The organism is Peribacillus sp. Aquil_B1, assembly GCF_022603275.1.
Classification (GTDB): Bacteria; Bacillota; Bacilli; order Bacillales; family DSM-1321; genus Peribacillus.
The window spans coordinates 437,241-459,933 of the sequence record NZ_JAKXEE010000002.1; the positions used below are offsets into that span (position 1 = coordinate 437,241).

The 22,693-nt window shown below is 37.4% G+C and carries 22 protein-coding genes and 1 pseudogene; 4 read left to right on the plus strand and 19 right to left on the minus strand.

Going from position 1 to position 22,693, the window contains the following annotated elements; translation table 11 throughout:
- Window positions 1-303: 303 nt before the first annotated feature.
- From MPH60_RS15830 to MPH60_RS15845, 4 genes are all read right to left on the minus strand, one after another.
- On the minus strand, window positions 304-1,320 hold the full coding sequence (locus tag MPH60_RS15830; RefSeq protein ID WP_241590556.1) for an aliphatic sulfonate ABC transporter substrate-binding protein: 1,017 nt from the start codon (window positions 1,318-1,320) through the stop codon (window positions 304-306).
- Window positions 1,321-1,361: 41 nt separating this feature from the next.
- The gene (locus MPH60_RS15835) at window positions 1,362-2,114 is read right to left on the minus strand and encodes an ABC transporter permease (protein WP_101224076.1); all 753 of its coding nucleotides are present in this window, start codon (window positions 2,112-2,114) and stop codon (window positions 1,362-1,364) included.
- Window positions 2,047-2,889, minus strand: a complete 843-nt coding sequence (locus MPH60_RS15840) for an ABC transporter ATP-binding protein (protein ID WP_241590557.1) — start codon at window positions 2,887-2,889, stop codon at window positions 2,047-2,049. The genes MPH60_RS15835 and MPH60_RS15840 overlap by 68 nt, the downstream gene beginning before the upstream one ends.
- Before the next feature lie 284 nt (window positions 2,890-3,173).
- A complete protein-coding gene (locus tag MPH60_RS15845; RefSeq protein WP_241590558.1) occupies window positions 3,174-5,276 on the minus strand; it encodes a YhgE/Pip domain-containing protein in 2,103 nt (700 codons plus the stop codon).
- Between the two features lie 310 nt (window positions 5,277-5,586).
- On the opposite strand from MPH60_RS15845, the gene MPH60_RS15850 reads away from it, so the two are divergent.
- Window positions 5,587-6,279: a DUF421 domain-containing protein gene (locus tag MPH60_RS15850; RefSeq protein ID WP_241590559.1), complete on the plus strand. Its 693-nt coding sequence runs from the start codon at window positions 5,587-5,589 to the stop codon at window positions 6,277-6,279.
- A 130-nt stretch (window positions 6,280-6,409) separates the two neighbouring features.
- Here MPH60_RS15850 and MPH60_RS15855 read toward each other — a convergent pair whose 3' ends face one another.
- From MPH60_RS15855 to MPH60_RS15865, 3 genes are all read right to left on the minus strand, one after another.
- Window positions 6,410-6,934: a type 1 glutamine amidotransferase domain-containing protein gene (locus MPH60_RS15855; RefSeq protein WP_241590560.1), complete on the minus strand. Its 525-nt coding sequence runs from the start codon at window positions 6,932-6,934 to the stop codon at window positions 6,410-6,412.
- 99 nt (window positions 6,935-7,033) lie between these two features.
- The gene (gene truA / locus MPH60_RS15860; RefSeq protein ID WP_241590561.1) at window positions 7,034-7,771 is read right to left on the minus strand and encodes a tRNA pseudouridine(38-40) synthase TruA; all 738 of its coding nucleotides are present in this window, start codon (window positions 7,769-7,771) and stop codon (window positions 7,034-7,036) included.
- 628 nt (window positions 7,772-8,399) lie between these two features.
- Window positions 8,400-9,005: a DUF6434 domain-containing protein gene (locus tag MPH60_RS15865; RefSeq protein WP_241590562.1), complete on the minus strand. Its 606-nt coding sequence runs from the start codon at window positions 9,003-9,005 to the stop codon at window positions 8,400-8,402.
- A 557-nt stretch (window positions 9,006-9,562) separates the two neighbouring features.
- Here MPH60_RS15865 and MPH60_RS15870 point away from each other — a divergent pair.
- Window positions 9,563-10,699 (plus strand): site-2 protease family protein, encoded by a 1,137-nt coding sequence (locus MPH60_RS15870; protein ID WP_241590563.1) that lies wholly within the window; start codon window positions 9,563-9,565, stop codon window positions 10,697-10,699.
- 25 nt (window positions 10,700-10,724) lie between these two features.
- Here MPH60_RS15870 and MPH60_RS27980 read toward each other — a convergent pair.
- From MPH60_RS27980 to MPH60_RS15905, 8 genes and pseudogenes are all read right to left on the minus strand, one after another.
- A pseudogene (locus MPH60_RS27980) lies at window positions 10,725-10,874 on the minus strand (DUF6843 domain-containing protein); the annotation flags it as partial.
- 268 nt (window positions 10,875-11,142) lie between these two features.
- Window positions 11,143-11,700 carry a DUF5381 family protein gene (locus MPH60_RS15875; protein WP_241590564.1) on the minus strand — a complete coding sequence of 186 codons (558 nt, stop codon included), beginning with the start codon at window positions 11,698-11,700 and terminating at the stop codon, window positions 11,143-11,145.
- Between the two features lie 13 nt (window positions 11,701-11,713).
- Window positions 11,714-12,511 (minus strand): hypothetical protein, encoded by a 798-nt coding sequence (locus tag MPH60_RS15880; protein WP_241590565.1) that lies wholly within the window; start codon window positions 12,509-12,511, stop codon window positions 11,714-11,716.
- 9 nt (window positions 12,512-12,520) lie between these two features.
- On the minus strand, window positions 12,521-13,768 hold the full coding sequence (locus MPH60_RS15885; RefSeq protein WP_241590566.1) for a glycine zipper domain-containing protein: 1,248 nt from the start codon (window positions 13,766-13,768) through the stop codon (window positions 12,521-12,523).
- A 259-nt stretch (window positions 13,769-14,027) separates the two neighbouring features.
- On the minus strand, window positions 14,028-14,195 hold the full coding sequence (locus MPH60_RS15890) for a hypothetical protein (RefSeq protein WP_241590567.1): 168 nt from the start codon (window positions 14,193-14,195) through the stop codon (window positions 14,028-14,030).
- Window positions 14,196-14,230: 35 nt separating this feature from the next.
- Entirely contained in the window at window positions 14,231-14,533 is a 303-nt protein-coding gene (locus tag MPH60_RS15895; RefSeq protein WP_241590568.1) for a WXG100 family type VII secretion target, read from the minus strand.
- A gap of 456 nt (window positions 14,534-14,989) precedes the next feature.
- A complete protein-coding gene (locus MPH60_RS15900; RefSeq protein WP_241590569.1) occupies window positions 14,990-15,430 on the minus strand; it encodes a cell wall hydrolase in 441 nt (146 codons plus the stop codon).
- Window positions 15,431-15,679: 249 nt separating this feature from the next.
- On the minus strand, window positions 15,680-15,928 hold the full coding sequence (locus MPH60_RS15905; protein ID WP_241590570.1) for a hypothetical protein: 249 nt from the start codon (window positions 15,926-15,928) through the stop codon (window positions 15,680-15,682).
- Between the two features lie 1,138 nt (window positions 15,929-17,066).
- On the opposite strand from MPH60_RS15905, the gene MPH60_RS15910 reads away from it, so the two are divergent.
- A complete protein-coding gene (locus MPH60_RS15910) occupies window positions 17,067-18,023 on the plus strand; it encodes a patatin-like phospholipase family protein (protein WP_241590571.1) in 957 nt (318 codons plus the stop codon).
- A gap of 187 nt (window positions 18,024-18,210) precedes the next feature.
- Here MPH60_RS15910 and MPH60_RS15915 read toward each other — a convergent pair whose 3' ends face one another.
- A complete protein-coding gene (locus tag MPH60_RS15915; RefSeq protein ID WP_241615849.1) occupies window positions 18,211-18,768 on the minus strand; it encodes a histidine phosphatase family protein in 558 nt (185 codons plus the stop codon).
- A 290-nt stretch (window positions 18,769-19,058) separates the two neighbouring features.
- Between MPH60_RS15915 and MPH60_RS15920 the strand changes: the two genes are divergently transcribed.
- Entirely contained in the window at window positions 19,059-19,250 is a 192-nt protein-coding gene (locus MPH60_RS15920) for a hypothetical protein (protein ID WP_241590583.1), read from the plus strand.
- Between the two features lie 86 nt (window positions 19,251-19,336).
- Here the strand turns inward: MPH60_RS15920 and MPH60_RS15925 are convergent, their stop codons facing one another.
- The 3 genes from MPH60_RS15925 to MPH60_RS15935 form a co-directional block, all read right to left on the minus strand.
- A complete protein-coding gene (locus tag MPH60_RS15925) occupies window positions 19,337-19,591 on the minus strand; it encodes a hypothetical protein (RefSeq protein WP_241590584.1) in 255 nt (84 codons plus the stop codon).
- On the minus strand, window positions 19,543-20,037 hold the full coding sequence (locus MPH60_RS15930) for a hypothetical protein (RefSeq protein WP_241590585.1): 495 nt from the start codon (window positions 20,035-20,037) through the stop codon (window positions 19,543-19,545). Before MPH60_RS15930 ends, MPH60_RS15925 begins: the two co-directional genes overlap by 49 nt.
- A gap of 438 nt (window positions 20,038-20,475) precedes the next feature.
- Entirely contained in the window at window positions 20,476-22,470 is a 1,995-nt protein-coding gene (locus MPH60_RS15935) for an Ig-like domain-containing protein (RefSeq protein ID WP_241590586.1), read from the minus strand.
- Between the last annotated feature and the right edge of the window lie 223 nt (window positions 22,471-22,693).

Consider the following 22,693-nt stretch of genomic DNA (forward strand, 5'->3'; position numbering starts at 1 on the left):
TTTCCCTGTCCATTTAAACGGATTAATTCGATCTATGCCGGATTAGAGAACTAAGCACCAAACCCAGGATAGCTGAGGAGCTTCAGACCGTAGACAAGTTGATTTCAGAAATCCGCTCCCTTTCCGCTGACTGCCTGCCAAGCCGCATCAAAGCAAGCGGCTGCGGGGTCTCGGCTAGCCAGTTATTCGGCAGGAGTGTCGCAAATTTCTTCAATCGTTTGGGGTGATACCAATCCGAACTCCCCTTTGTCGACAAACTGAAGCGCCAAAGCCAGGATGGCTGAGGCGCTTGCTTGTTTCAAGTTATTTGGACACTTCTTGAAGAATTGATAAATCGATCATGCCTTTTATATCATTGCTAGGGATATAACCAGCTTCTTTGCTTATGTCGGCCATTTCCTGAATGACTTGCTCATTAACTTCGGTTGTCACTTCAAGGCGTGAAAATGCTGAAGCCACTTCTTCTTTACTTAATTCTTTTCCAGTCAGTTCCTTCAAATGCTTAATGACCAGTTCTTGGCTTTCTTCAGGGTTGTCTTGTATAAACTTCACCGCTTTTTCATGCGCTTTCAGATAGGAAGCAGCGAGCCCCTTTTTATCCAAGAACTTCTGGCTTGCAGCCACTACCGTGTTAGGTGAATCTTTCCCCCATGCAAATTGATCCCAGTCAAGCAGTAACTTTCCTTTTGCCTGGTTTTCCAAAACATATCCCCATGGTTCCTGGGTTGCTGCTGCATCAACTGATTTTTGGACAAAAAGGGCGGTTGTGTCTGCAGGTGCTGCCGCATACAGTTCAACTGTACCCCCATTTGTAGTCGGTTTTAAGTCAACATCTTGAAGGGCCTTCCTAAGCATGACATCCTGTGTGCTTCCAATGACGGGAATCGCTACCTTTTTACCGCCCAAATCTTTTAAATCCGTAACCTTGCTGCCCTCGCTGGCAACAAGTACGGCACCTCCATTAACAGCCCCGGAGATCAAGTGGTATTCAGGGTTTTTTACGTAAAAGTTAAGCAATGGACCAGGACCGACCGTTCCGACATCAATGGCGTTTGTAGCCATGGCTTCCATGAATAATCCGCCATTGGCCACTGTTTTGGTTTCAATCTTAACATCTTTACCAAACTCTACTTCGAAAAAGCCTTTTTCAAGCGCAATGATCGTTGCACTGTGGGTTAAGTTAGGAAAATACCCAATTTTCACGGATTTCCCCCCGGACCCTTCTCCTTCTTCATCATTACTGCTGGATTGAGTGCATCCGCTTACTATTCCGATTAACAATACAGACAGTATAAGGGCAAAAAATGATTTTTTTAGCATATTTCTCTCTCCTTTTTTACTATTATTTTATTAAACTACCGTTACTTCACTCCCCATTTCAGTTGAACATTACGTTCAAGACGGGAGAAGACGACATTATCCACGATTGTTCCGATGATAGCGATGATGATCATCACGGAGATGACCAAATCCATTTGTCCCAGTGATCTGCCCATTTCCAGCAATTGTCCAAGACCGCCTCCCCCGCCGAGTAATTCACCGGCCATCAATGCACGCCAGGAAAAGGCCCATGCGATTCGGAGACCGGATATTATTTGCGGGACGGATGCTGGTAAAATCACGGTGCGAAGAAAATGAAACCCGGTCGATCCATATGTTTTTGCAACCCGCTGATATAACTGTGGCACATTTCGGAAGCCACTCGTTGCATTAACCGTCATCGTCCAAGTTGCGCCGATGGTGACGATGAAGAGGATCGAAAAATCATTCAATCCGAACCAAATGATCGCTAAAGGGAACCACACGATACTCGGGATGGACTGTAATGCCGTCACGACGAACCCTAAAGTGTCTTCGACCAATTTAAAGCGCCAAATGAAATATCCTAATATCAGACCTACTATAATGGCAATCATAAAGCCGATCAGGATACGGCCAAGGCTTTTTCCGATGGCTTCGGTTATTTGTCCGCTCATCAGTCCATTAAACAGAGTTTCCAAAACCTGAGTCAGGCTTGGGAACATGAAATCCGGAAGACTGGAAAGTCTAGATGTGACTTCCCATATCCCCGCTATCATCGCGATGAATATGATTCGTCTTAAAGCTGTAATCATTCCCCATTTCCTCCTTCAGCACTTTTTCAATTTCCTCCTGCAAAATCGATAGAACCCTTTGTTCTGTATGCAAAGTTACACTATCCGGCATAACTCCATCTTTCATGGAAGGGACGGAAATCGTCTCTTTGATCTTCCCGGGACGGGTAGCAAAGACGATAATTTTTTCGGAGAGCTGAACAGCCTCACGAATATTATGGGTAACGAAAAAGATCGTCACTTTAGTTTTTCTCCAGATTTCAAGCAGCTCTTTATGCAAGACCATCCTCGTTTGCTCATCAAGCGCGGAGAATGGCTCATCCATCAATAGGATATCCGGTTCCATCACCAACGCTCTTGCGATGGCTACCCTCTGTTTCATGCCCCCTGAGAGTTGATGTGGATAGGAGTCAACATATTTGCTGAGGTGAACCATCTTTAAAATGTCCAATGCCTTGGCTTTAGCCTCTTCATTGGGAATTTTCTTTAACTTCAATCCGTATGTAACATTTTCAAGTACCGTCAACCAAGGGAATAATCCCGCCTCTTGAAACACTACAACCCGTTCCGGACCTGGCTTCACCACTTTTTTCCCAGCTACACGTATTTCACCTGTATCTGCCTTATCAAGGCCGGCAATCAGATAAAGGAGCGTAGATTTACCACATCCAGAAGGACCGACAATCGAAACGAAACTTCCTTTCTCGACCTCTATATTAATCTTATCGAGCACCTTTATGCTTTCTTTCTTTTCATTCTTAAAACTTTTTTCAATTCCATCTATTGTTAAATACATAAAGTCACCCCACTTTTATATCGCATCAATTTACTAAACATTATTTCTTAATAATGATTAATCCAATGGTTTTTGTCAACTATAAAAATGCAAAAATTCTAATTTATCGGTAACTTTCTATTTAACTGTCAATGTATTGATAAATATTCCAGACTTACACAAAAATACATATGAACAAATCACAAACAAAAAAGCCTGAGCCCTTTGTAAGGGTTCAGGCTAAGATTTATTATCCATTTTTTAAAGTTTAGTTAACCTAAGTCACCTCTATTCTTTCGTTGACCTTAAAAAATCCTGCTTCCATACAATTTATCCTTCATCTTTTGTGTCCTTGCATGCAGAGGCTTTTTCAAAATGATACCCAAGATGAGTGTGATTATTAAAAAGAGTATCAAGATAAAAATGTCCTTGCCCGCTACGCTCCAAGTTATTCCTCCAACAGATTCACGAAGTAAACCCACAGCATAGGTGAACGGCAAGAACGGGTTAATATGCTGAAAAAAGGGCGGTGTGACCTGAATCGGGAAGGTGCCTCCTGAACTTGATATTTGAAGGACCATCAAGACGACGCTAATCCCTTTTCCAACATTTCCAAGAACGGAAACGAAGGTGTAGACAATGAGTGTAAATACTGTACTTATCAGAACGGAAAACAGGATGTACTCAAATTTATCCGCTACATAAACACCGATAAGGACGATATTCCCAATGGAAACACTAAGAGCCTGCATGACCCCAATGATGAAAAATATAAGATACCGCCCGATATAAATTTGATACGGGCTGTAGACTTTTTGAGAAACACCCACGCTAAGCATGGAAATCAAAATTGTGCCGCCGACCCAAAGGGATAGTGCCGTAAAAAAAGGAGACATGGCGGATCCATAGTTCGGAATCGGAAAGAGACTGTGTTTATTGAGCAGCACTGGTTCTGAAAAAAATTCACTTTCTTCTTCAATATCATTCCTTAGGAAATCGATCACTTCTTCCATATTATAAGACTTATCAATTTCCCGCATTTTAGAAGCTAGAGCCTTTATTTTCGTTTCGATTTCCGGAAACTTATTCTGTAACTTATCGATATCCCCTGTACGTGTTTCCAATGTTCGATTGGTCTCATTCAACAGCGTTCTCACCTCAGGAAGAACCTTGGCGCCCTCCTCCATCGTAAGCTGGACATTATTCAATATTGCATCCGTTTCATTCCAGATTTCAGTGAATTTTGGCCCCGTTTCCTTTGAATAGTTCTCCTGGAATCTTGCCAAGACTTGATCATTGGTCCCAGCAAGTTCGATAAGGTTGCCGAAGGCTCGGTTATTCAGCGCTTGAAGTTGGTTCGAAGCATTATCCCTTAGTTCATCAACCAGCTGTATTTCTGGCTGAAGCAAGTTTTGCTCATTAAATTGATTGACCCTCACCAATAAATTATACATACTGTCCAAAAGGTACAGCTCTTTGTTTATCCTCGTTATCCCTTGTTCCACCAGCTGATCATACTCATTGCCAGGCAAACCCTGACCCGTTAACCGGTTCGCCAGCACTATAACGGATTCATTATCGCTCCTGATGTTCACAATATCATTTTTCAAAAGGGGATTGATTTCTGTGAATGCCTGCCTTGTTGAATCTACATAACTAGAAACGTCCGATACCAATTTGTCCTTCTGCGATGTTATTCCTTCTATTGAATCCAGGCCACCATTAACCTTCTTAATGATATCTTCAGCCTGTTTGACATGCGTTTGAACGGTTTTGATATTTTGCTCAAGCTCAGGCAGTTCACCCTCTAATAAATACACCATGTTCTTCATTTTTTGAATCGTCGGCAACTCGTTTTGCAAGGTGATTCCGAGTTCATTAAAGATTGCAAGGATACTGCCACTGGCTGATTTAATAAAGGTTTTGCTCACATTGTCCACAATGCTATTGGCACCCGCTGCCGTTATTTTAGGAGCAATGGAATTGATCTTTTCATTAACATAGTAATCAATTTCCGCTTTCTTAGGTTCATCGGTCATGATCGTCGCAATATGTTCGGAAAAGTTCTCCGGAATGATGATGGATGCATAATAATCACCCTTTTCCACCTTTTCTATCGCTTCTTTTTCCGATGTGAATCTCCAGCCCAGATCCTTATTTTCTTTTAACCCTTCCATTACTTCCTTGCCTATGTTCACGGCTTCGCCATTTAACTCCGCACCTTTATCATTATTGGCAACACCGACAAGGATTCCTTCCGTATTTGCATACGGGTCCCAAGATGCAACAATATTAAACCATGCATAAATGGAAGGGATGAACATGAGAAAAACAACTACGATACAAACAAAGAAATTTTTATAAATGCTTTTTAAATCGTCAATGAATATTTCCTGAATATTTCTCAAAACATACCCCCGTGCAAAAGTATTTTGATACTATTATTCGAAGAAATTTCTTTAACGATACAAGTAAACATATCCATCGATTTTTTTAGACTAAATAAAAGAAGAAACAAGTAACGAACTACTTGCTTCCTTAGATTTCACGAATCTTGAATGCTTGGTTTAAAAAATAAAGCTATCAATTTATGTAAGATGGGCTCCCAATTCAAGGACGTTTCCTTGTCTTTTTCCTTTTTTAGTTACATAAACGGCAAGGTGTAAGAACATACTATCACAAACGAACTGTCGGGAGTTTTACAAGGGAGAAATAGTCATGTCAGAATCTGTTGAAATCATCTTTCGAACCTTGACCTCTTTTATTTTATTATGGGTATTTGTCCATCTCCTCGGTAAACAGACGATTGCCCAGAGGACCTATCACCTTTATATCGCTTCTATTACGATGGGGACAATTGCAGGGAATCTAGCATTCAATATAAAAATTAAATTCCTGTATTTTATCATTGCAATTATTATTATGGGTACCGTCGTTTATATGCTGAATCTTCTATCGGTTCGAAATCCGCGCTTCGGGAAATGGATCGCTGGAGAACCTGCTACCTTAATTCAAAAAGGTCAAATTCTCGAAGAGTCAATGGAACGAATGGGGTATTCATTGGATTCACTTAAACAGGCTTTGCGAGGAAAAGATATTTTCAACATTGAAGAAGTGGAATGCGCCATTTTAGAGACAAATGGCTCCCTCTCTGTATTAAAAAAAGAACAATACCAAAATGCCGCCAAGCAGGATATACCTATACTTTCCCCAGCAGCAACTATACCGATAGAACTGGTCCATGATGGAAAGATTCTATATGAAAACTTATCCAAACACCCCTACGATTACGAATCGTTAATCGCTGAACTCAAAAAAAGAAACCTTGCTGTACTTGATATCTCGTATGCTGTTGTAGGAACAAAAGGAAATTTGTATATTGATTTGATTAAGGATCAATCAAGGGAATAATCTTTTGGTTTTCAGTAAGCATCAAATATCTTAACAATAATCCGACCCATATCATGATCTGACTGGCCATTCCCTTTAAATAAAAAGTGGTTTTTCCAGAAGGAAAAACCACTTTTTCAGCCTATTATATTTAACTCTTTTCAATCACGTTTATCAATTCCCTTAAATAATCCGGTAGATCAGGCGGACGCCTGCTTGATACAAGGTTTCCATCTACTACGACGGGCTTATCTATCCAAGTTGCCCCCGCATTTTCCATATCATCTTTAATGCCCGGTGTACTCGTAACATTCTTCCCCTGTAAAATTTTAGCGGAGATCAATACCCAACCAGCGTGACAAATTTGCCCGATCGGTTTTTTCCTTTCTTCCATGCTTTGGATAAGGGATATCACTTCAGGAAACCGGCGAATTTTGTCAGGTGCCCAACCGCCCGGTACAAGAATGGCATCATATTCTTCAGCTTTAATACTGCCATACTCATAATCAGATATGGCTGGTACACCATATTTTCCAATGTATGTTTCATTCGCATTTTCTCCTGCGAGGTGAACAATCGCTCCTTCTTCTTTTAAACGTAAAATCGGATACCAGAGCTCTAAATCTTCAAAATCATGGTGCACAAGACTGATTATTTTCTTTCCTGTTAATCTCATGAAATCCTCTCCTTCTTTCGTTCTATTGCCCTTTACCATACTTCCCTTTTTCTACTGCCTGTACACTTTACATGCATTAACCGAACATCAATATTTGACCTAAAAATCAACCTTTACCAAGTACAACCCAGCTGCCTCCGCCATACGGCCCGTCTGGATTCTTTCTTTTGACTCTAAAATACTTGGTATATTTTCAGCATCTATTTCATTTAACCCTACTTCTATCAACGTCCCGACAATCTTCCTAACCATATTATAAAGAAATCCATCGCCTCGCACCGTAATTTGGATGAAGCCGGCATTTTCTTCTATATCAATGGAATATATCTCACGCACCATGGATTTTTTCTTAGACTTTGCATTTGAAAAAGCAGTGAAATCATGTTCACCTATAAAAAATTGACATGCTTTTTTCATTCTTGTGATATCCAGCTTTTTCTCTACATGCATACTGTACTTTCGCATGAAAGGATTTGTATATGGCTCGTTCCAGATCTTATACAAATAGGTTTTATCCTTAGCATTATAACGGGCATGAAATCGTTCAGGAACTAGCCTAACCTCGACAACGCTGATATCTCGGGGTAAATATCTATTCAAATAATTCATGATTTCAGCTTCAGTCAGATTTTCACCAAGCTTAAAATTGGCGACTTGAGCAAAAGCATGTACACCGGCATCCGTTCTGCTGCAACCGATGATTTCAATTTTTTCCCCTGCCATTTCCGTTAATACATTTTCTATTTTCCCTTGAATCGTATCATCACTATTACCTAGTCGCTGCCAGCCTTTATAGCGCCCGCCATCATATTGAATGGTCAATTTATAATTGTTCATTGCTTCCTCCTTATTTTATTCCGGTAAAAGTCATCTAAACAGAAAATTCTTGATAAAATACAAGCCCCCATACAACTCCTGCTGTATGAGGGAATAGATGGTCCTTTCTCAGAAAAACACTTAAATTGTTAAGTTGTTAATGAGTTTTGTAACCGCCCCACAAGTCTACAGTAAAAGGATTTCCATTTTAAGGGTTCGTTTAGGAAACACCCCCACATCCTCATGGTACATGATTTATGTAAAGTTCCTGCAGCTCATCCATGCAATTCGATAGTAAATCCCAGCAATCAAACTAAAAAAGCACTTCTGCATAGTGTACCAAAGTGGCCAACGTCATGCAACGAACGAGCCGGCATCACATATTCAGTTCCGTGCAATGTAGAATCACACAGGAATAATAAATGGCAGAGTTCGAATGGTAGCAGGCTTCCCATACTGTGACCAATAATAGAGTAAGGTACATCCCTTGTCAGAACAGGTTGTACTATTTGATATCATCGACTGCCTCTTTTACATTTCATAACACTTTTCTTGAAATCTTCTTTATGGGATTATCCTTCTATTGACGAATAAAATGCATCCATATCTATATGTATGATTTTACGAGTGCTCATTACTTTCACCCACTCTATTTTTTGGGTCTATAAACATTATCCCCACGTTGACTGCGCACTTCTTTCCAAGCGCTTATCGCCTCTTTAAGTGATTTACCATTATTAGCTGGATCATCATAATAATCACGAATAAATGTGTTGTATTCAAACTGTCTTGAAATAGTAGTACGTCTTCCATTCTTCTTATCTTCTTGTATTTTATAATAATGGTCCACTACATCATTGTATGTTTTACCTGCGTTTGCTTTAATAAAGTTTTGTAATTCAACGGAGAAGTGAAATTTAGTGCCAATTACACTTTTAAAGAATTCCCTATGTTCCTGAGTACACTTAAACCCTGGTTCAATAACAGTATTTAAAGACATTGTACTGGCACTTTTAGTTGGATAATAGGGTGATCTTTTAGGATTGGATGATGGTCTGCTAACCCTTAGACGATGACCTGTTTTTAGATAATATGCAATCCGTTCTGTAATCTCTATTTTTGAACCAGAAGCACTCATTGCTTCTTCTCTACAGAAGTTTTGTAATTCTTCCTTTAACCAATAAAATTCCAGGAAATCCTCTACTGAGATCTTTTTATCTAGATTAGGACGTTCATCATGTTTTTCCTTACTCATTTTCTACTACTCTTCCTCCCTGAAAATTAAATTCACAATCAACATTCTCCTATAATTTATCCTATCATGAAACCATTGGTAGTTGATTTAATAAGCAATCCAACCTATTTTACTAAAATAGGTTAGGTAAATAGTTATACTAAAACAATATTCTCTTGTTTTTCACAATAAATGGTAATGCACTTTTATCAAAATCCTCCGTATAAGTTAAATGTGGGTAGTGACCTGAACCCTAATTTCCATATAGGTTCCATCAGGAACTAACTCACTTATCTCTTGAGAAATAATCGGACTCACAACTATTGTTTGCGCCTCAAATACCTAAGGTTGGATTGACCTAGTAAGATTTTTCATAATGCTGTTCAGAATTCATGTAAGCAAAATGTTAGCAAAAAAATGTAATACTTGAAAGTTATATACTAGAAAATTTTTCCTAAAAAGAAAGAAAAAATACGATATAATAAGGATATTAATACGTTGATAAATCAAGAAGGAGCTCAGATAGACATAGTGTCACTGGGGTCATCTGTTTTCCCATTTACTCTAGGAGGTACATTTTGAAAGAATCTAAATTGAATAAAGGATGGTTAAGTTTGGGGGCAATCGGATTATTTTTCCTAGGAAAAATGAAATGGTTGTTTGCGCTATTGAAAATAGCAAAAGTAGGTTCTCTGATTTCTATTTTCGTTTCTTTAGGAGCGTATGCCTTGGTTTACGGTTGGAAATTTGCCGTAGCCCTAGTCTATCTAATTTACATCCATGAAATGGGACATTTACTAGCTGCTAAGAGAAAAGGCATCAAAACATCCAATGCCATTTTCATCCCCTTTGTCGGAGCGTTAATTGCCCTTAAAGAAGAACCCAAGAATGCTAACCAAGAAGCTTATCTTGCCTTCGGAGGTCCTTTATTAGGTACATTAGCATTTCTACCAGCCATCCCCCTATTTATGATGACGGAAAATCCATTTTGGCTTTTAGTTATTACACTTGGAGCCATGATTAACCTATTTAATCTAATGCCTGTGCATCCTCTTGATGGAGGACGTATAGTGGGAGTCATCTCCACAAAGCTTTGGGTATTAGGGATTATCGGGATGGTTGTATATTTGTTTCTTCATCCAAATCCATTTTTAATTCTTTTCTTATTATTGGGTATTTCTAAGTGGTGGAAAGAATTCCGTAGCGAGACAACCAGAAATCAAAGAGACAACATCATTGAATTGAATCAATTCGGTTTAAGGCAACTAGAACATTTTGCTGGTGCAACAGATGAAGAGAAAATTCGCCTGGTTAATATTTGGAATATGGAATTTAGCCAACTACATGAAAAGTTTAACAACATGAAGAGTTGGCATATCCCGCTATTTGATGATAATAAGCTAAAAGAAAAACAGCTGACCGAGGTAAAATTAAATATTTATAGTTCCTTAATGGATGCTGCTAATTCGAATGAATACCAGTACGTACCGACCGATTTTGACAATATAGGTGCGTATGAACGAATCAAGACAACATTCTTTAAGGAAGTGCAAGAACAAACTGAAATTAGGGATAAAGAGAAATCCTATTATTCATCGAGTCTCAAAACAAAAATCATCTGGTTCACATTATACATTGGGCTAGCCATCTTCTTAATGATAACAAGCTTGTATGCAGGTGATTTAATGGAGCAATATAAAACTTTATTACCGTAATACATTATGAAAAAGGGACCTCAATTTATGAAGGTCCCTTTTGTTTGCCCCATTTATCATTGTTCAGGATTACTAAAATAATTCTGCCATTCCCTACAACGTGTGTACATTGTTCATTAATGGAAGTTCTATCCCCATTTTCGTTTATGTAATAATATTTATTGTTCACAGTACCGTTATCTGAAGTAAATGATTTCGGTACCTTCCAATGCCTTTAAATATTCTAATTTCACTCGAATAACTTTTTTGGAACATGACTTGTAGAGACCGCAAACAAATGGATGTAGAAGTTGTTTTTACCGCTCAATTTTTGTTTAAACTCTTTGACATAAAAGTACTAGCATATGAACAATCCTTTTTACACTATGTATCATCGATAATGAAAAAGACAATTGGACGCGAATCACCAGCTTGGGACTGAGATCTTTTAATTTGAATGATCGTTAATCCATTTTCTGCTCTTGCCGCTCGTATTTGGCTACTCTTTGCAATTTATCTAAATTCACCTTACGATCCCATACTTTTTTTGCATTTTCTGGAATATAGGGATAAAGATATTGATCAACGACTACCTGATAATCCAGGTCATCAAGTAAATTATACGTACGAATTTTTATGGTTTTGTTATCAAGGGTGTCAATGACTATATCATTGATTAAATTCAGTGGATTTCTTACTAAATCGATGTTCCGGATATTCTTAATATAAACTGTCCCTTTCTTCGACTTAATCGTACCATTTTCACCTTGGACAATCGTTAACAGGACCTTTCCTGGAATAAAACCTGGAAGTGACCAAAGCGTTAGGTAAAGGTAAAAAGGAGTAAAGATGAGACCGCCACCAAGGTAAAATAAAGAATACTTGGAATCAAATTTCAAACCGTATATGATTAAGAAAAAACAAGCAATTAAAAAACCTGCAGTCGCAAGAAACATCCACCCGTACATGAACTTTGACCCTTTTATCTGAATGGCATTATTTTCTTTCTTAACGTTTACCAAATAATGCACCTCCTTAAGCTGGAAGAATCTTGTTGGATAATAATAGTTGATTAATAGATGCCTCATTAGCTCTCTGAATACTCAGGTCAAGGTTGTTGTCCCTTGTAGCTAGCCAACATTCATTCTTTCCTGGAATCATAAAATAAAGATCTTTTAGGTCAGGGTTATTCTCTGAGTCATACGTTAAGCTTACTAAACTATCCATTTTACCGTTTCTATTCGAAATATCATTTAAAAACTCTAAGATACTAGTAGACTCTCCCTTTTTACTTACCCATTTCTCAACAATTGACTCCGGTAAAGAATGAGATTGACTTACATCTTCTAAAAGTTCTTCAAATTCTTCACTTTTTAACTGAAGAATGACTTCACCTTGCTTTTCTAACGTATGAAAATGGAAAAAACCGCTTATAACTGAAAGGATTTCTTCTTTCGGCAGCTTAGAAATAGAGTGAACTTGATGATCGTACAATACTTTATGTAAATAAACCTCTCCATTTTTAAAATGAAAGGAAATACTATCTTCTCCATTTAAGTCTGGCTGATGTTTAGAAGCGTTTACGGTACTTTCTGCATTATTCAATGTATGAATATAGGCAGCAAATTCATCTTTTAACTTATATTGATTATCTACTTCTTTTAACATATCTTTTGCTAACAAAGAGCGAGAGGCAATTTCTAGCATTAATTTCAACTCAGCATCTTGAAGCGTTTGAAAATAGGCTCCCTTAATCGACATTCCTTGTTCAAATAAACCTTCACTATAAAATGAAAAAAGTAACTCTTCAATACTTAACTGAATGGTATTCATATATCCTCCTTAAAAAAATGAAAATTTATCCTCAAAAAAGTCTTTTGCTCCATCGACAAGGGAACTCGCTGTTTCTTTTGCTTTCGATAACCCCTTACCAATTTCCCCCACTTTCCCTATTGGGTCAGCAATAGTTTCCTTAATTTGATCATTTACGAAATCAGCACCTTTATTAACACCTTCAACAACTTTCCCAGCTTTCTCCAAACCACCTTTAATCAGTTCAAGCCCATCATGTATAGGTTCTTTCATGACAATCGCTGCTTTCTCTGCTATACCTGCCGTAAGTTTAGCCGCTTGCTCTCCAACAAGTCCTCCTACAAATGAACCTGCAGCGGCTCCTACAACCGTACCGACTGGGCCTACTAAACTTCCTAGAGCACCTCCTACGACTGCTCCCGCAATGGAACCTCCAGAAATCGCTACGGTATTATTTACTGCATTTCCTACAGCTTTTGCATTTTCTCGCTTTAAGACCTCTGGATTATTTCCATATTTCGCATAGTTTTCGGAAATTTTCAGTCCCATTCCGCCTGCTTCCATTACTCCTGTTACTAGTACTGCACTAACAGCGTTGGTTTTGGCAAATTTCGCTCCCGTCTGAAGAAATGATTTAAACGTTGTAGAGTCCAACGCTCGATGCTTAATCCCTTCAAATAATGCCTTTGAACTATCTGTATACTTAACAACATCACCAGGAAGATATTTAGCAACCTTTTTGTGAACTAAATCAGCAAATGGAACATCACTATATTTTTTCAATAAAAAGGTTGGATTTAAATACGCTCTTGCTACATTACGAAATTTGGAATTATCGACTACATCTGTTAGTTTATTTAAGGCATTCATATGTTTATACATATAGACATCTTCACTATTTTTGATAAATTGCGTAAAACCTAGGCCATAAAATGCCAGCTGCTTTGATACTAAAGCACCCATCGCAGTGAGCGCACCATATTTCTCATGCAGTTTATAAAGTTGACCGACTAAGTTATCAGCATCGGAAAATTTATTGGCGGTCATTCGAAGGTCGATTTCCATTTCACTCAGAAGGTCAACTAATTGATTTCCTGTTCCCCACGGATCTCCTACTTGATAAAAACAATGACTATACTCTGCTGGAGCACTGCTAATTAGGTTTACTAGTTCCAAATGTAAACTCTTGTATTCTTCTTCAATTTTTGACAAGTGCGAGACAAACTCATCTGCTATATCTTCCAAACGATCTGGGTCTACTGAAATTTTATTCCCCACTGTATCATCCTCTTTTCTTTTCCTTTATGAACTATTTCATCTATATACTATGAAAAAAGTGATGTCCTAATAGAATAATCTGTAAAGGCAGGATAAATAGGTCGACACAACCCGTTACCAATTTTCATCCATTCCTTGCTTACCGTCATCTTCTTTTTACTTCCCTTGTCTTTACTTATTACGAGCCATTTTAAACCTCTCAAAACAATTATCATCTTGGCAAGTACAGTTGCAAAACTTTAGCGGATAAAAGGCAGACTTAAAAAAGAGTGATTATTTGATGTACCAAAACACCAAATTGAATGAACAAAATAAAAAAACCACCGCAGCCGGGGAGTAAACTACCATCTTTATTTTGCTTATTCTTATCCGGGAGGATCCAGCCTTCCTCTTCCAAACTTTTACGATCCCTATTCTTCGGTTTCATATGACACCTCTTTATATCCTTCATTCATTTTGTTTCTACTCATCCTTCATACAAGCAAGGCGCTCTAATTCTCTTTGTCTTTCAATCTCTTCTCTCACTCTGTCAACATCATTTGCTGCACTTTCTAATTCTCTACTTATTTGATAAAGATTGTCTGAATGCCTTTGAAATAGGACAGCTGCTTCATCTAGCATTGAATCAAATTTTTTCCGGGCTTCGCCAGACCATTTCTCCGTATTTGTATGTATACTCTGCATTAATTTTGATTCATCTAATTTTAACTCCTCAGAAGATTCCTGAAAAACTTTTGTTAATGCTCTGACTTTATCCGAATTCATCTTTTCACCTCATTATTGAATCAACATACTTTTTCTCTATTTATTTCTCAAATACCATTTTAATACAACAATTCCCTATTTTAGATAAGTAAATGTTACTATAATTACTAAATCACTTCCATAGGCCCCCAGTATTGAAATAAGAAATAGATATAGGAAGAATGTTTTATTTTATTAACATAACGAGTGTAGTGTTGAATTTGTTGAGTGTATTCTGCAACTCAAAGGTATTGTGAGTTTACACTTTATTCTACATATTCGCTTATTGAACTAACCTGCCCGATAGTTGCATAAGAAAAAAGCTGCCTTAAAGACAGCTCCGCTCTTCAGCTAACGCACCCGTTTGCTTAAGTACAATAATTCACAATCTTACTTTTTTAGATAAAAACTATTACTAAAAGTTTTATATTGTATAAATATTTTAAATATGTAAAAAAGCTTACTCAAAGAGTAAGCTTAACCTCTATAAACACTATCACATGTTCCAGGTTTTGGTTCATAAAAACAATGGTCTTTAAATTGACCAGTATGAGGTTGGTCATACCATGTTGGAGGACATGGCGCATAGGGATTGAAATACCAAAGGGCATATCTAGCCGGATGCTGTCTCCAGTGCTTCAAATTCTGCTCTGCTAATCTTCTTTCAATACCTCTCGCCCTTTGATAAAATACATTCCCTTTTTGAACAGCTTCAAAAGAATAATTTCCTCCTTGTACTTGATAAATGACTTGTGGAATTGTTCTTAAACCTTTAAAGTCTAAACAATTAGCTACAAGACGATTCACAATTACATTCCCAACAAATAACATTCCTAGTCGTCCTTCACCTTCGGCTTCTGCTCTCATCATCCTTGCCATTAAGTCAACGTCTGAACTTCTGTAATTTGCTCTTGCCATTTTTACACCCCAAAAATATTGTATGAAAAATAGCCTACAGTCATGTCATTATTTATGTAATATAAAGGCTTAGTTATAATAACTTACAGCTTTTAAGTAAAATGAACACTATTATTTTTTCCCTTTATTCAACTAAACTGCCCCTATAGTTGAACAAGAAACACTCCATAACTTTTGACACTATATCCAAAAAGACGATTTCCAATTTATAGGAAATAGACCTTAAATAAATATATTAAACGCACCTCATTAATAGATTAAAATATCCAAGATGACTACAAAGATAAAAACTGAAATCAAACTCAACCAGCCTACTTTTTTTGTTACCGATTTCTGAAGGAATTTGATTTTAGATGCAATAAAAATAACACTAAAAAGTACAGCAATTGCACATAATGCTTCAAGCCAAAAAGAAATACCAATTTTATCAAGATACGGAGGAAGGAAAGTTAGTACTATAAAAATTGAACTACCCCACGCTACATTTTCCCATTTCAATTTTTTTAACCACCTTATTATTTCTAAGTTTCATTGCCATCGCTATTATAATCGAGTCCTTTATCAGCTATAAATGCTTTTTATCCGATTCTCTTAAAGTCACTCTTCAACTTATCTTCCCCGTTAGTTGCATAAAGAAAAAGCTGCCTTAAAGACAGCTCCGATCTTCAGCTAACGAACCCGTAGTTCAACAAGAAAAGGATTCAAAAAGGTTAGTTTAACCTGTTACCACGATTACTTTTGGTACTTCACAAGAAATAACATCAACCGTGTGATTTAAGCAGGGAAATTGATAATGGATGTAATTTCCAGAGGGACAATCTTCTCGTTCATTCGTGGCTATTTTTATAAAATCCAAATACCTTGACTTGGTATATACCCGAAATAGTTCTCCCTTTGATATTTCAGAGTTATCTATAGAATATGAAAAACATTCATCGATAACAGAATATGAAATATATGATTCAAATTCTAATTGCACCATAGGTAAATCGATGTTGAACGTGCTTCTATTAATAAGCAATCGTAATGAATTTTCTTTGGGTTCTATTATTTTTTCCAAATAAATATATCCTTTCTCTTGCATCAATTTATTAAAATTCACTTCATTATCACTCATTTCTTAATTTGACTATTTAAATTATACTTCATATCCCAGTCGTCTTATTGAACTAACCTGCCCCGTTCGTTCCATAAGAAAAATCCGCCTTAAAGAAAGCCCTGACCTTCAGCTACGCACCCTTTAGTTTACGTGTAATTCTTCACAGTCCTGTTGTTGGAAAAAGCGATCTCATCTTGAAGGATCGCAAGATACTTAATAACCTTTCGTGCACAAGGTTGCACAATATCCTTGTTTGAGGACGGAACAGGCAGCCGTGCCTACCGCTATGGCTTTTTTATTTTCTTTCAAGTTTTTTTGGGTTGTACTTTCTTACTTTCTCATCAACCATTACAAACAAGTACGTGCATAATAAATTCCCGTTTGGCTTGCCCGTACTGCCGCTCAAACGTAGTCTCCTCTATCCTCGTCGTAGTATTTTTATATACTCGATGGATGTTTAGCTACATAATCCAGCTCCTGAAAAATAAACATATACTGAATGATACTTGTGGCCAGATTAGAAAGGAGAAATCAGCTTTGACAAAATATCGCATCATGACCTTTGATGGAGGCGGCACCTTAGGTGCTTTAAGTTTACAGCTTTTGAACAGACTGGCTCAGCAAAACCCTAAATTAATTAGTCGAACCAATGTTTTTTCGGGAAATTCAATCGGTTCATTCACGGCCCTTGCGTTAGCAAGTGGAAGATCACCGAAGGAGACACTCCAGTTTTTTAAGGATAAAATCCTGCCGGCTTTCAGTGTTTCCCGACCAGGTGGACCTGTTTTTAACCAACAATTACCATATTCTGGTTTCATTAAAGCGGTCCAAACATTTTTCCCATCAAATCTTCTCCTCAAAGACTTAAAAAGACGAATTGTTGTCCCTGCATTTCATTTATACTCACCGGAGCTGAATCGTTGGACTCCTGTGTTATTCCACAACTTTCCTGGCTCTCCCTATTTAAATGAGAAAGCGAGTGATGTAATACTACGGAGCAGTGGTGCTCCCGCGACGCAGCGAGCCTATCAGAACTACGTGGATGGGTATACAGTAGCAACGAACCCCAGTACCGCCAGTATCGCGTTTGCAGTGGGGAAAGCCAAACAGCCGTTGGATCAAATTGCGGTATTATCCATTGGAACAGGTGAAGAGCCGACTCAATTAAGAAGAGATACAAAGGGGTGGGGGATGGTAAGTGCAGAAAACATACGTCCCGAAAATATGAAGAACCTTCCCCCAAATTGGGGAGTTCTTTTGGACCGATCGCCCAATGAGCCCTTACTGCCATTTCTTCAGATTGTCGCTAGTGGATCCGGTTACTATGAATCCATGGTCAGTTCTCAACTTCTAGGAAATCGTTTTTTTCGGTTAAATCCACGGATCCCTAATTTCTCCAAAACGGACCCTTCTGTGGTTCCAGCTGTCATTTCAATTGCTAACAAAACAAATTTACAACCTGCAGTTAAATTTATAGAGAAAAACTGGAATTAATAAAATCATCCCATAAATCTGATTGAATCTTGGTTTTCATTTCAAGAATTTTAATTTTTTATAAAAAACAGCCAGAACCTGGCTGTTTTTATTTTATTCAGTTCTTCTTCATCTAAACTGCCCGTTAGTTCCATAAAAACCGCCTAAAAGACAGCTCTGATCTTCAGCTAATGCACAGGTTAGTTGATTAAAATAATGTATCTTCATCCCATATACGTTCCAAGATCACTTCATTATTAATAAAGTTTATTTGAAAAACGTCAGGATTACTAAGATTTTCCCAACACTCAAAATCAAAGTTACGATTATAATTCTTTAATAGTAAGGATATTATATTTCCATGACTGACGATTACTGTGTTTTCAGTCCCACTTTTAATGACCTCTTCTACAACATTTACAATTCGATTCATCGCTTCTTGACTTGACTCTCCTCCTTCAAATTTTAATTCCATATTATTAAATGTTGCTTTTAGTTTTTCATACCAATCAGGTAAGTCCGTTGCGCTTAGTTTGCGTTCTGAGAGGCGGTCATCAATCCCTATTTTAATATTTGTTTTCTCACTTAATGGTTCCACTGATTGAATAGCACGCAAAAACGGACTTGATATTATTCGGTCAATTTTTGTATTACTGAAGAAATCAACTAAATATTCCGCTTGTTTTGACCCTTTTTCTGTTAATTGAGATTCCGAAGGTTGCCCCTGAGCTTCGCAATGTCTGACAATGTAAATCTTCTTTAGCATAAGATCCTCCCAATAAGTAGTAAATACTAGTTTCTATATTTGTCTGTAGCTTTCCTTCTTGAACTATCCTGCCCCGATAGTTGCATTAGAAAAAGCTGCCTTAAGACAGCTCTGATCTTCAGCTAACTCACCCGTTAGTTGAACAAGACTTCTCTTTTTTTTACACATTATTTTCGAATGGTGTCGATTTATTTTTCGACATATTTCTTTTCTTGAAAGGAATTAACACTTGGATAAGCGAATATAGGTATTTAAGTTTATTAGAAGGGGTGATTCAAGTGAGTATTAACATGGCTGAACACAGACTTGTCAAAGAAATAGCGATTTCAATCATCTCTACCCGTTTAGAAAAAAGCTTGGATGAAATAGAAAACTTATTTGGTGTTATTCTCGATACAGAACCGGCAGATGTATTGGCTACAAAAGCGAAAAAATTAGCCACTGCTACAACTGTAGAACAATGCATTGATATATTTATATAGAAGATTGAAACACAAAAAGGTACTCACATTGTTGTGAGTACCTTTTTGCCTAAAATTTTCACTTTAAAGTATGAACAGGAAAACGATTAATTTACTTCCATAATCCATTTTGCTTTGCTGCCCGTAATATAATCTGTGTAGAAGATTTCATAAGGTGCATTACCAGTTACTCCGAAAGCAGCAGGTCCGTTAACATGCTTACCTGCTTGAACACTCTCGGTTAATGTATCGAGAGCATATACCTCCATCTTTTCACCTTTGCTGTCATATACTTCAAAATCTCCAGCGCTACCTACTTGTTCTTCTTTTGTCCCATTTTGGTATTCAATATCAAATCCCAATACTTCTTTGGGCTGTGTTTCTTCAAATTCGTTTCTTTCCTTTGTAAATGTGCATTTGTTAATGTAATGATATGACCTTCTACATTTACCTTTTCACATAGTTTGAAGGTTCCAAGCTCTTTATGTTTTTGTTCGGAATCCTCACTCTCTTCATCGAATTCAATGGGTTTCTTGTTTTCCGCAATAACTGTATTGCTCAAATCAACGGTACGGATAGTTGGTTCTTTTCTATCATCGTAGAGCTCAGAGTGTTTATATAGTACTCGTATGTAGGCATCCATAATAGCTGATTGCATGGTGTTCTCAAAGCTTCCACCATCTGAGTTGTTCACTTTCATTTCTATCGTTTTAGAGTCTTTTAATACAATGCTTTTATAAGTGATAGTTCCTTCTTCATCAGGACTAGCCATCTGTTTTAAAATGGTCTTGAAATCTTTTTTAGGCATATAAATTTTAGCCCATTGTTTTTACAATGAAAACAGGAAAGGTAAGTAAAAGTGGGAAGTACAGATTTCAAGAATCATATAGGAGATTGTTTAGAGAAAGTAATTTAATGTTAACGTAAACATTGCAAGAAAAACGATATTCGGTTAAGAAATTCAAAAGTAAATCGATGGCGATATATGATTTGATCACAACCTATGGGACCCGCTTTTTAGGCAAAGGAAATAATAAAAATTAGTCGTCTACCAAATGGAGGAATAGACGTTGTTCTCTCTCAGAAGAATGATTAGCATTGTAAGCAGCATCTTCTTTTTGTGTTAAAAGTTGAAGCAGTTCTATTAAGGCTAGTGTACCAACATTATTGTTTAATAGAATATACAAAAAAGAAACGGTAATACTTAGAGAAGTATTACCGTTGTTGATAGTGTCTTTGATTAAAATTAGCTTACCTTCGTTGTTTTACTTTTGCTCTTGTTACCTGATTTATCTTGAGCGTATACCTTTATAATAGATCCCTTCTTTTGTGCCTTTATTTTCACTTTATAATTTCCTCGGCTATCTACTACACCTTGTCCGATTTTCTTGCTTCCATTGTAGATATATATGGATGCGCCTTTTTCACTCTTCCCAGTCACGGTTACTGTCTTGCTTGTTATTTTGTTTATGGCTGGGACAGGTGGAGCTGTTTTATCGATTACCTTAACGATTCTGTTGGAGCTTTTATTCCCGGAAGCATCTTTGGCATAAACGGCAATGGATGTTCCGGCTTTTTGCTTCGGAATCTTCACGGTATACGAACCGCTTTTTGATGTGGTTTCCCCTATTTTCTTGGTTCCCACCATCGCATATACTTTTGCATTCGTTTCCGCTTTACCCGAAATAGTCGTCGCATTATCATAAACTGGACTAACACTTGGGGTAGATGGAGCCGTTTTATCGATTACTTTAACCGATTTATTTGCACTCTTATTTCTAGCTACATCAACCGCATAAATAAGAATCGTAGTACCGGCTTTTTGCTTAGCAATCTTAATAGAAAAAGCACTGTTTTTCGCTGTTGTTTCTCCGATTTTCTTGCTTCCCACCATCGCATATACTTTTGCATTCGTTTCCGCTTTTCCTGCAATAACAGTAGCATGATCATAGACGGCATTAACGGTTGGAGTGGACGGCGCTGTAGCATCTTTAACCGTTATCTCTTTTGCAAGACTTGTATTTCCAGCAGCGTCTGTTGCTGTTACCGATATTTTTGTTCCGGCTTTTTGTTTGGGAATGGAAACCGTATATGTGCCTGCGGTACTTGCTTTCGCTGTTCCTATTCCTTTCGTCCCTGCTTTGACCGAAAGGGTGGACCCTGCTTCGGCTTTCCCTGTAACATTCGTTGATCTATCCGTTATTTCATTCACACTCGGTACTGTTGGAGCTGCATTATCTACAGGTGGTGTCCAAGATGAATCTAGCTTTTTAATGTTAGCAGAGGAAATATAACCAGTAGACTTCCCATCTTTCGTTTTAACATGAAACCAGACATATTGATTTGCATTTGCTGCTTTCTCTGTTTTATCCGTATATGTAAATCCTATGACTGTCAATCTAGCATTTTTGGGAGCTAGATTATTTACGACATTGGAAGTAGCTGGTCGGTCTCTTAGACTGCCATTTCCTCCTGTTACAACTACATCGTCTCCTTCCTTTACAAAGTAAACAGAAGTATGCAATGGGTCATTTAGTAAATATGTCTTTTCCCTAAAAACAATATTGTTGTTAGTGTCGTAAGAGAAGTGCTCTTTCTTAAAAGGAAATTGTGCTAAAAATTGATTTCCTGTTAAGAAGCTATCTCTTTCAATAGAAGAAAAGACTTTTTCTTGATAAGCGTTTGTATTTTTCAATCCACTACTCTGATAAACAGGACCGTTAATAGATTTTGTTCCATTGTACGCCATTATAGGGAAATACCAATTTTCTATTTCCTGTCTTCCTGCACCTTGTATTTTTGGAAGAATATTTTTATCGAGATAATTGTACTTTTCGTTGAGGATTTTGACTCCCTCCTCAATATTGAAGGCGATATCGTATTTTAATTTCTCTTTGTACGTTAATTTCTCATTCTCGTCGTACCCCTCTGGTATATCTGTAACCTGCATGATACCAATTCCGCCATCAGAGGAGATGTTAGGTTTGCCCGGCGTTATGAATTGCACCCAATAACTTTCTCTCCAGGCCACAGCCTTTACAACTTCAGGAGGGATTTCTGCATCCAAAGCTGCATTCGTCAGTAAGCAGTTAATATGTTGAAAATCCGGATTATCATTTTGCTCAATTACCCCAAACTTTGTGCATTTGGAAGACCATTCTGACGCGGCAGAGGTTTCTTCATTGACCAAACCAAGTAATAAACATGTTAATAATCCCGCCCTTAAAAAGATAGATTTCATTATTCCATTCTCCATTCTACTTAGTTAACAATCTAGCTATATTTTACCATAATTAGTTTTTATTAATAGTTTATCCAATGTTATTTAAAAAATAGAATGAAGACTAGAAACTGAAGACACAACCAGGGTTGCATTAATAGATTTCTAGTTAAAACCGAACAAAAAAGAGTTAATACTCACACAAGTATTAACTCTCGAATGTTAATCCTATTAACTGTTGCTC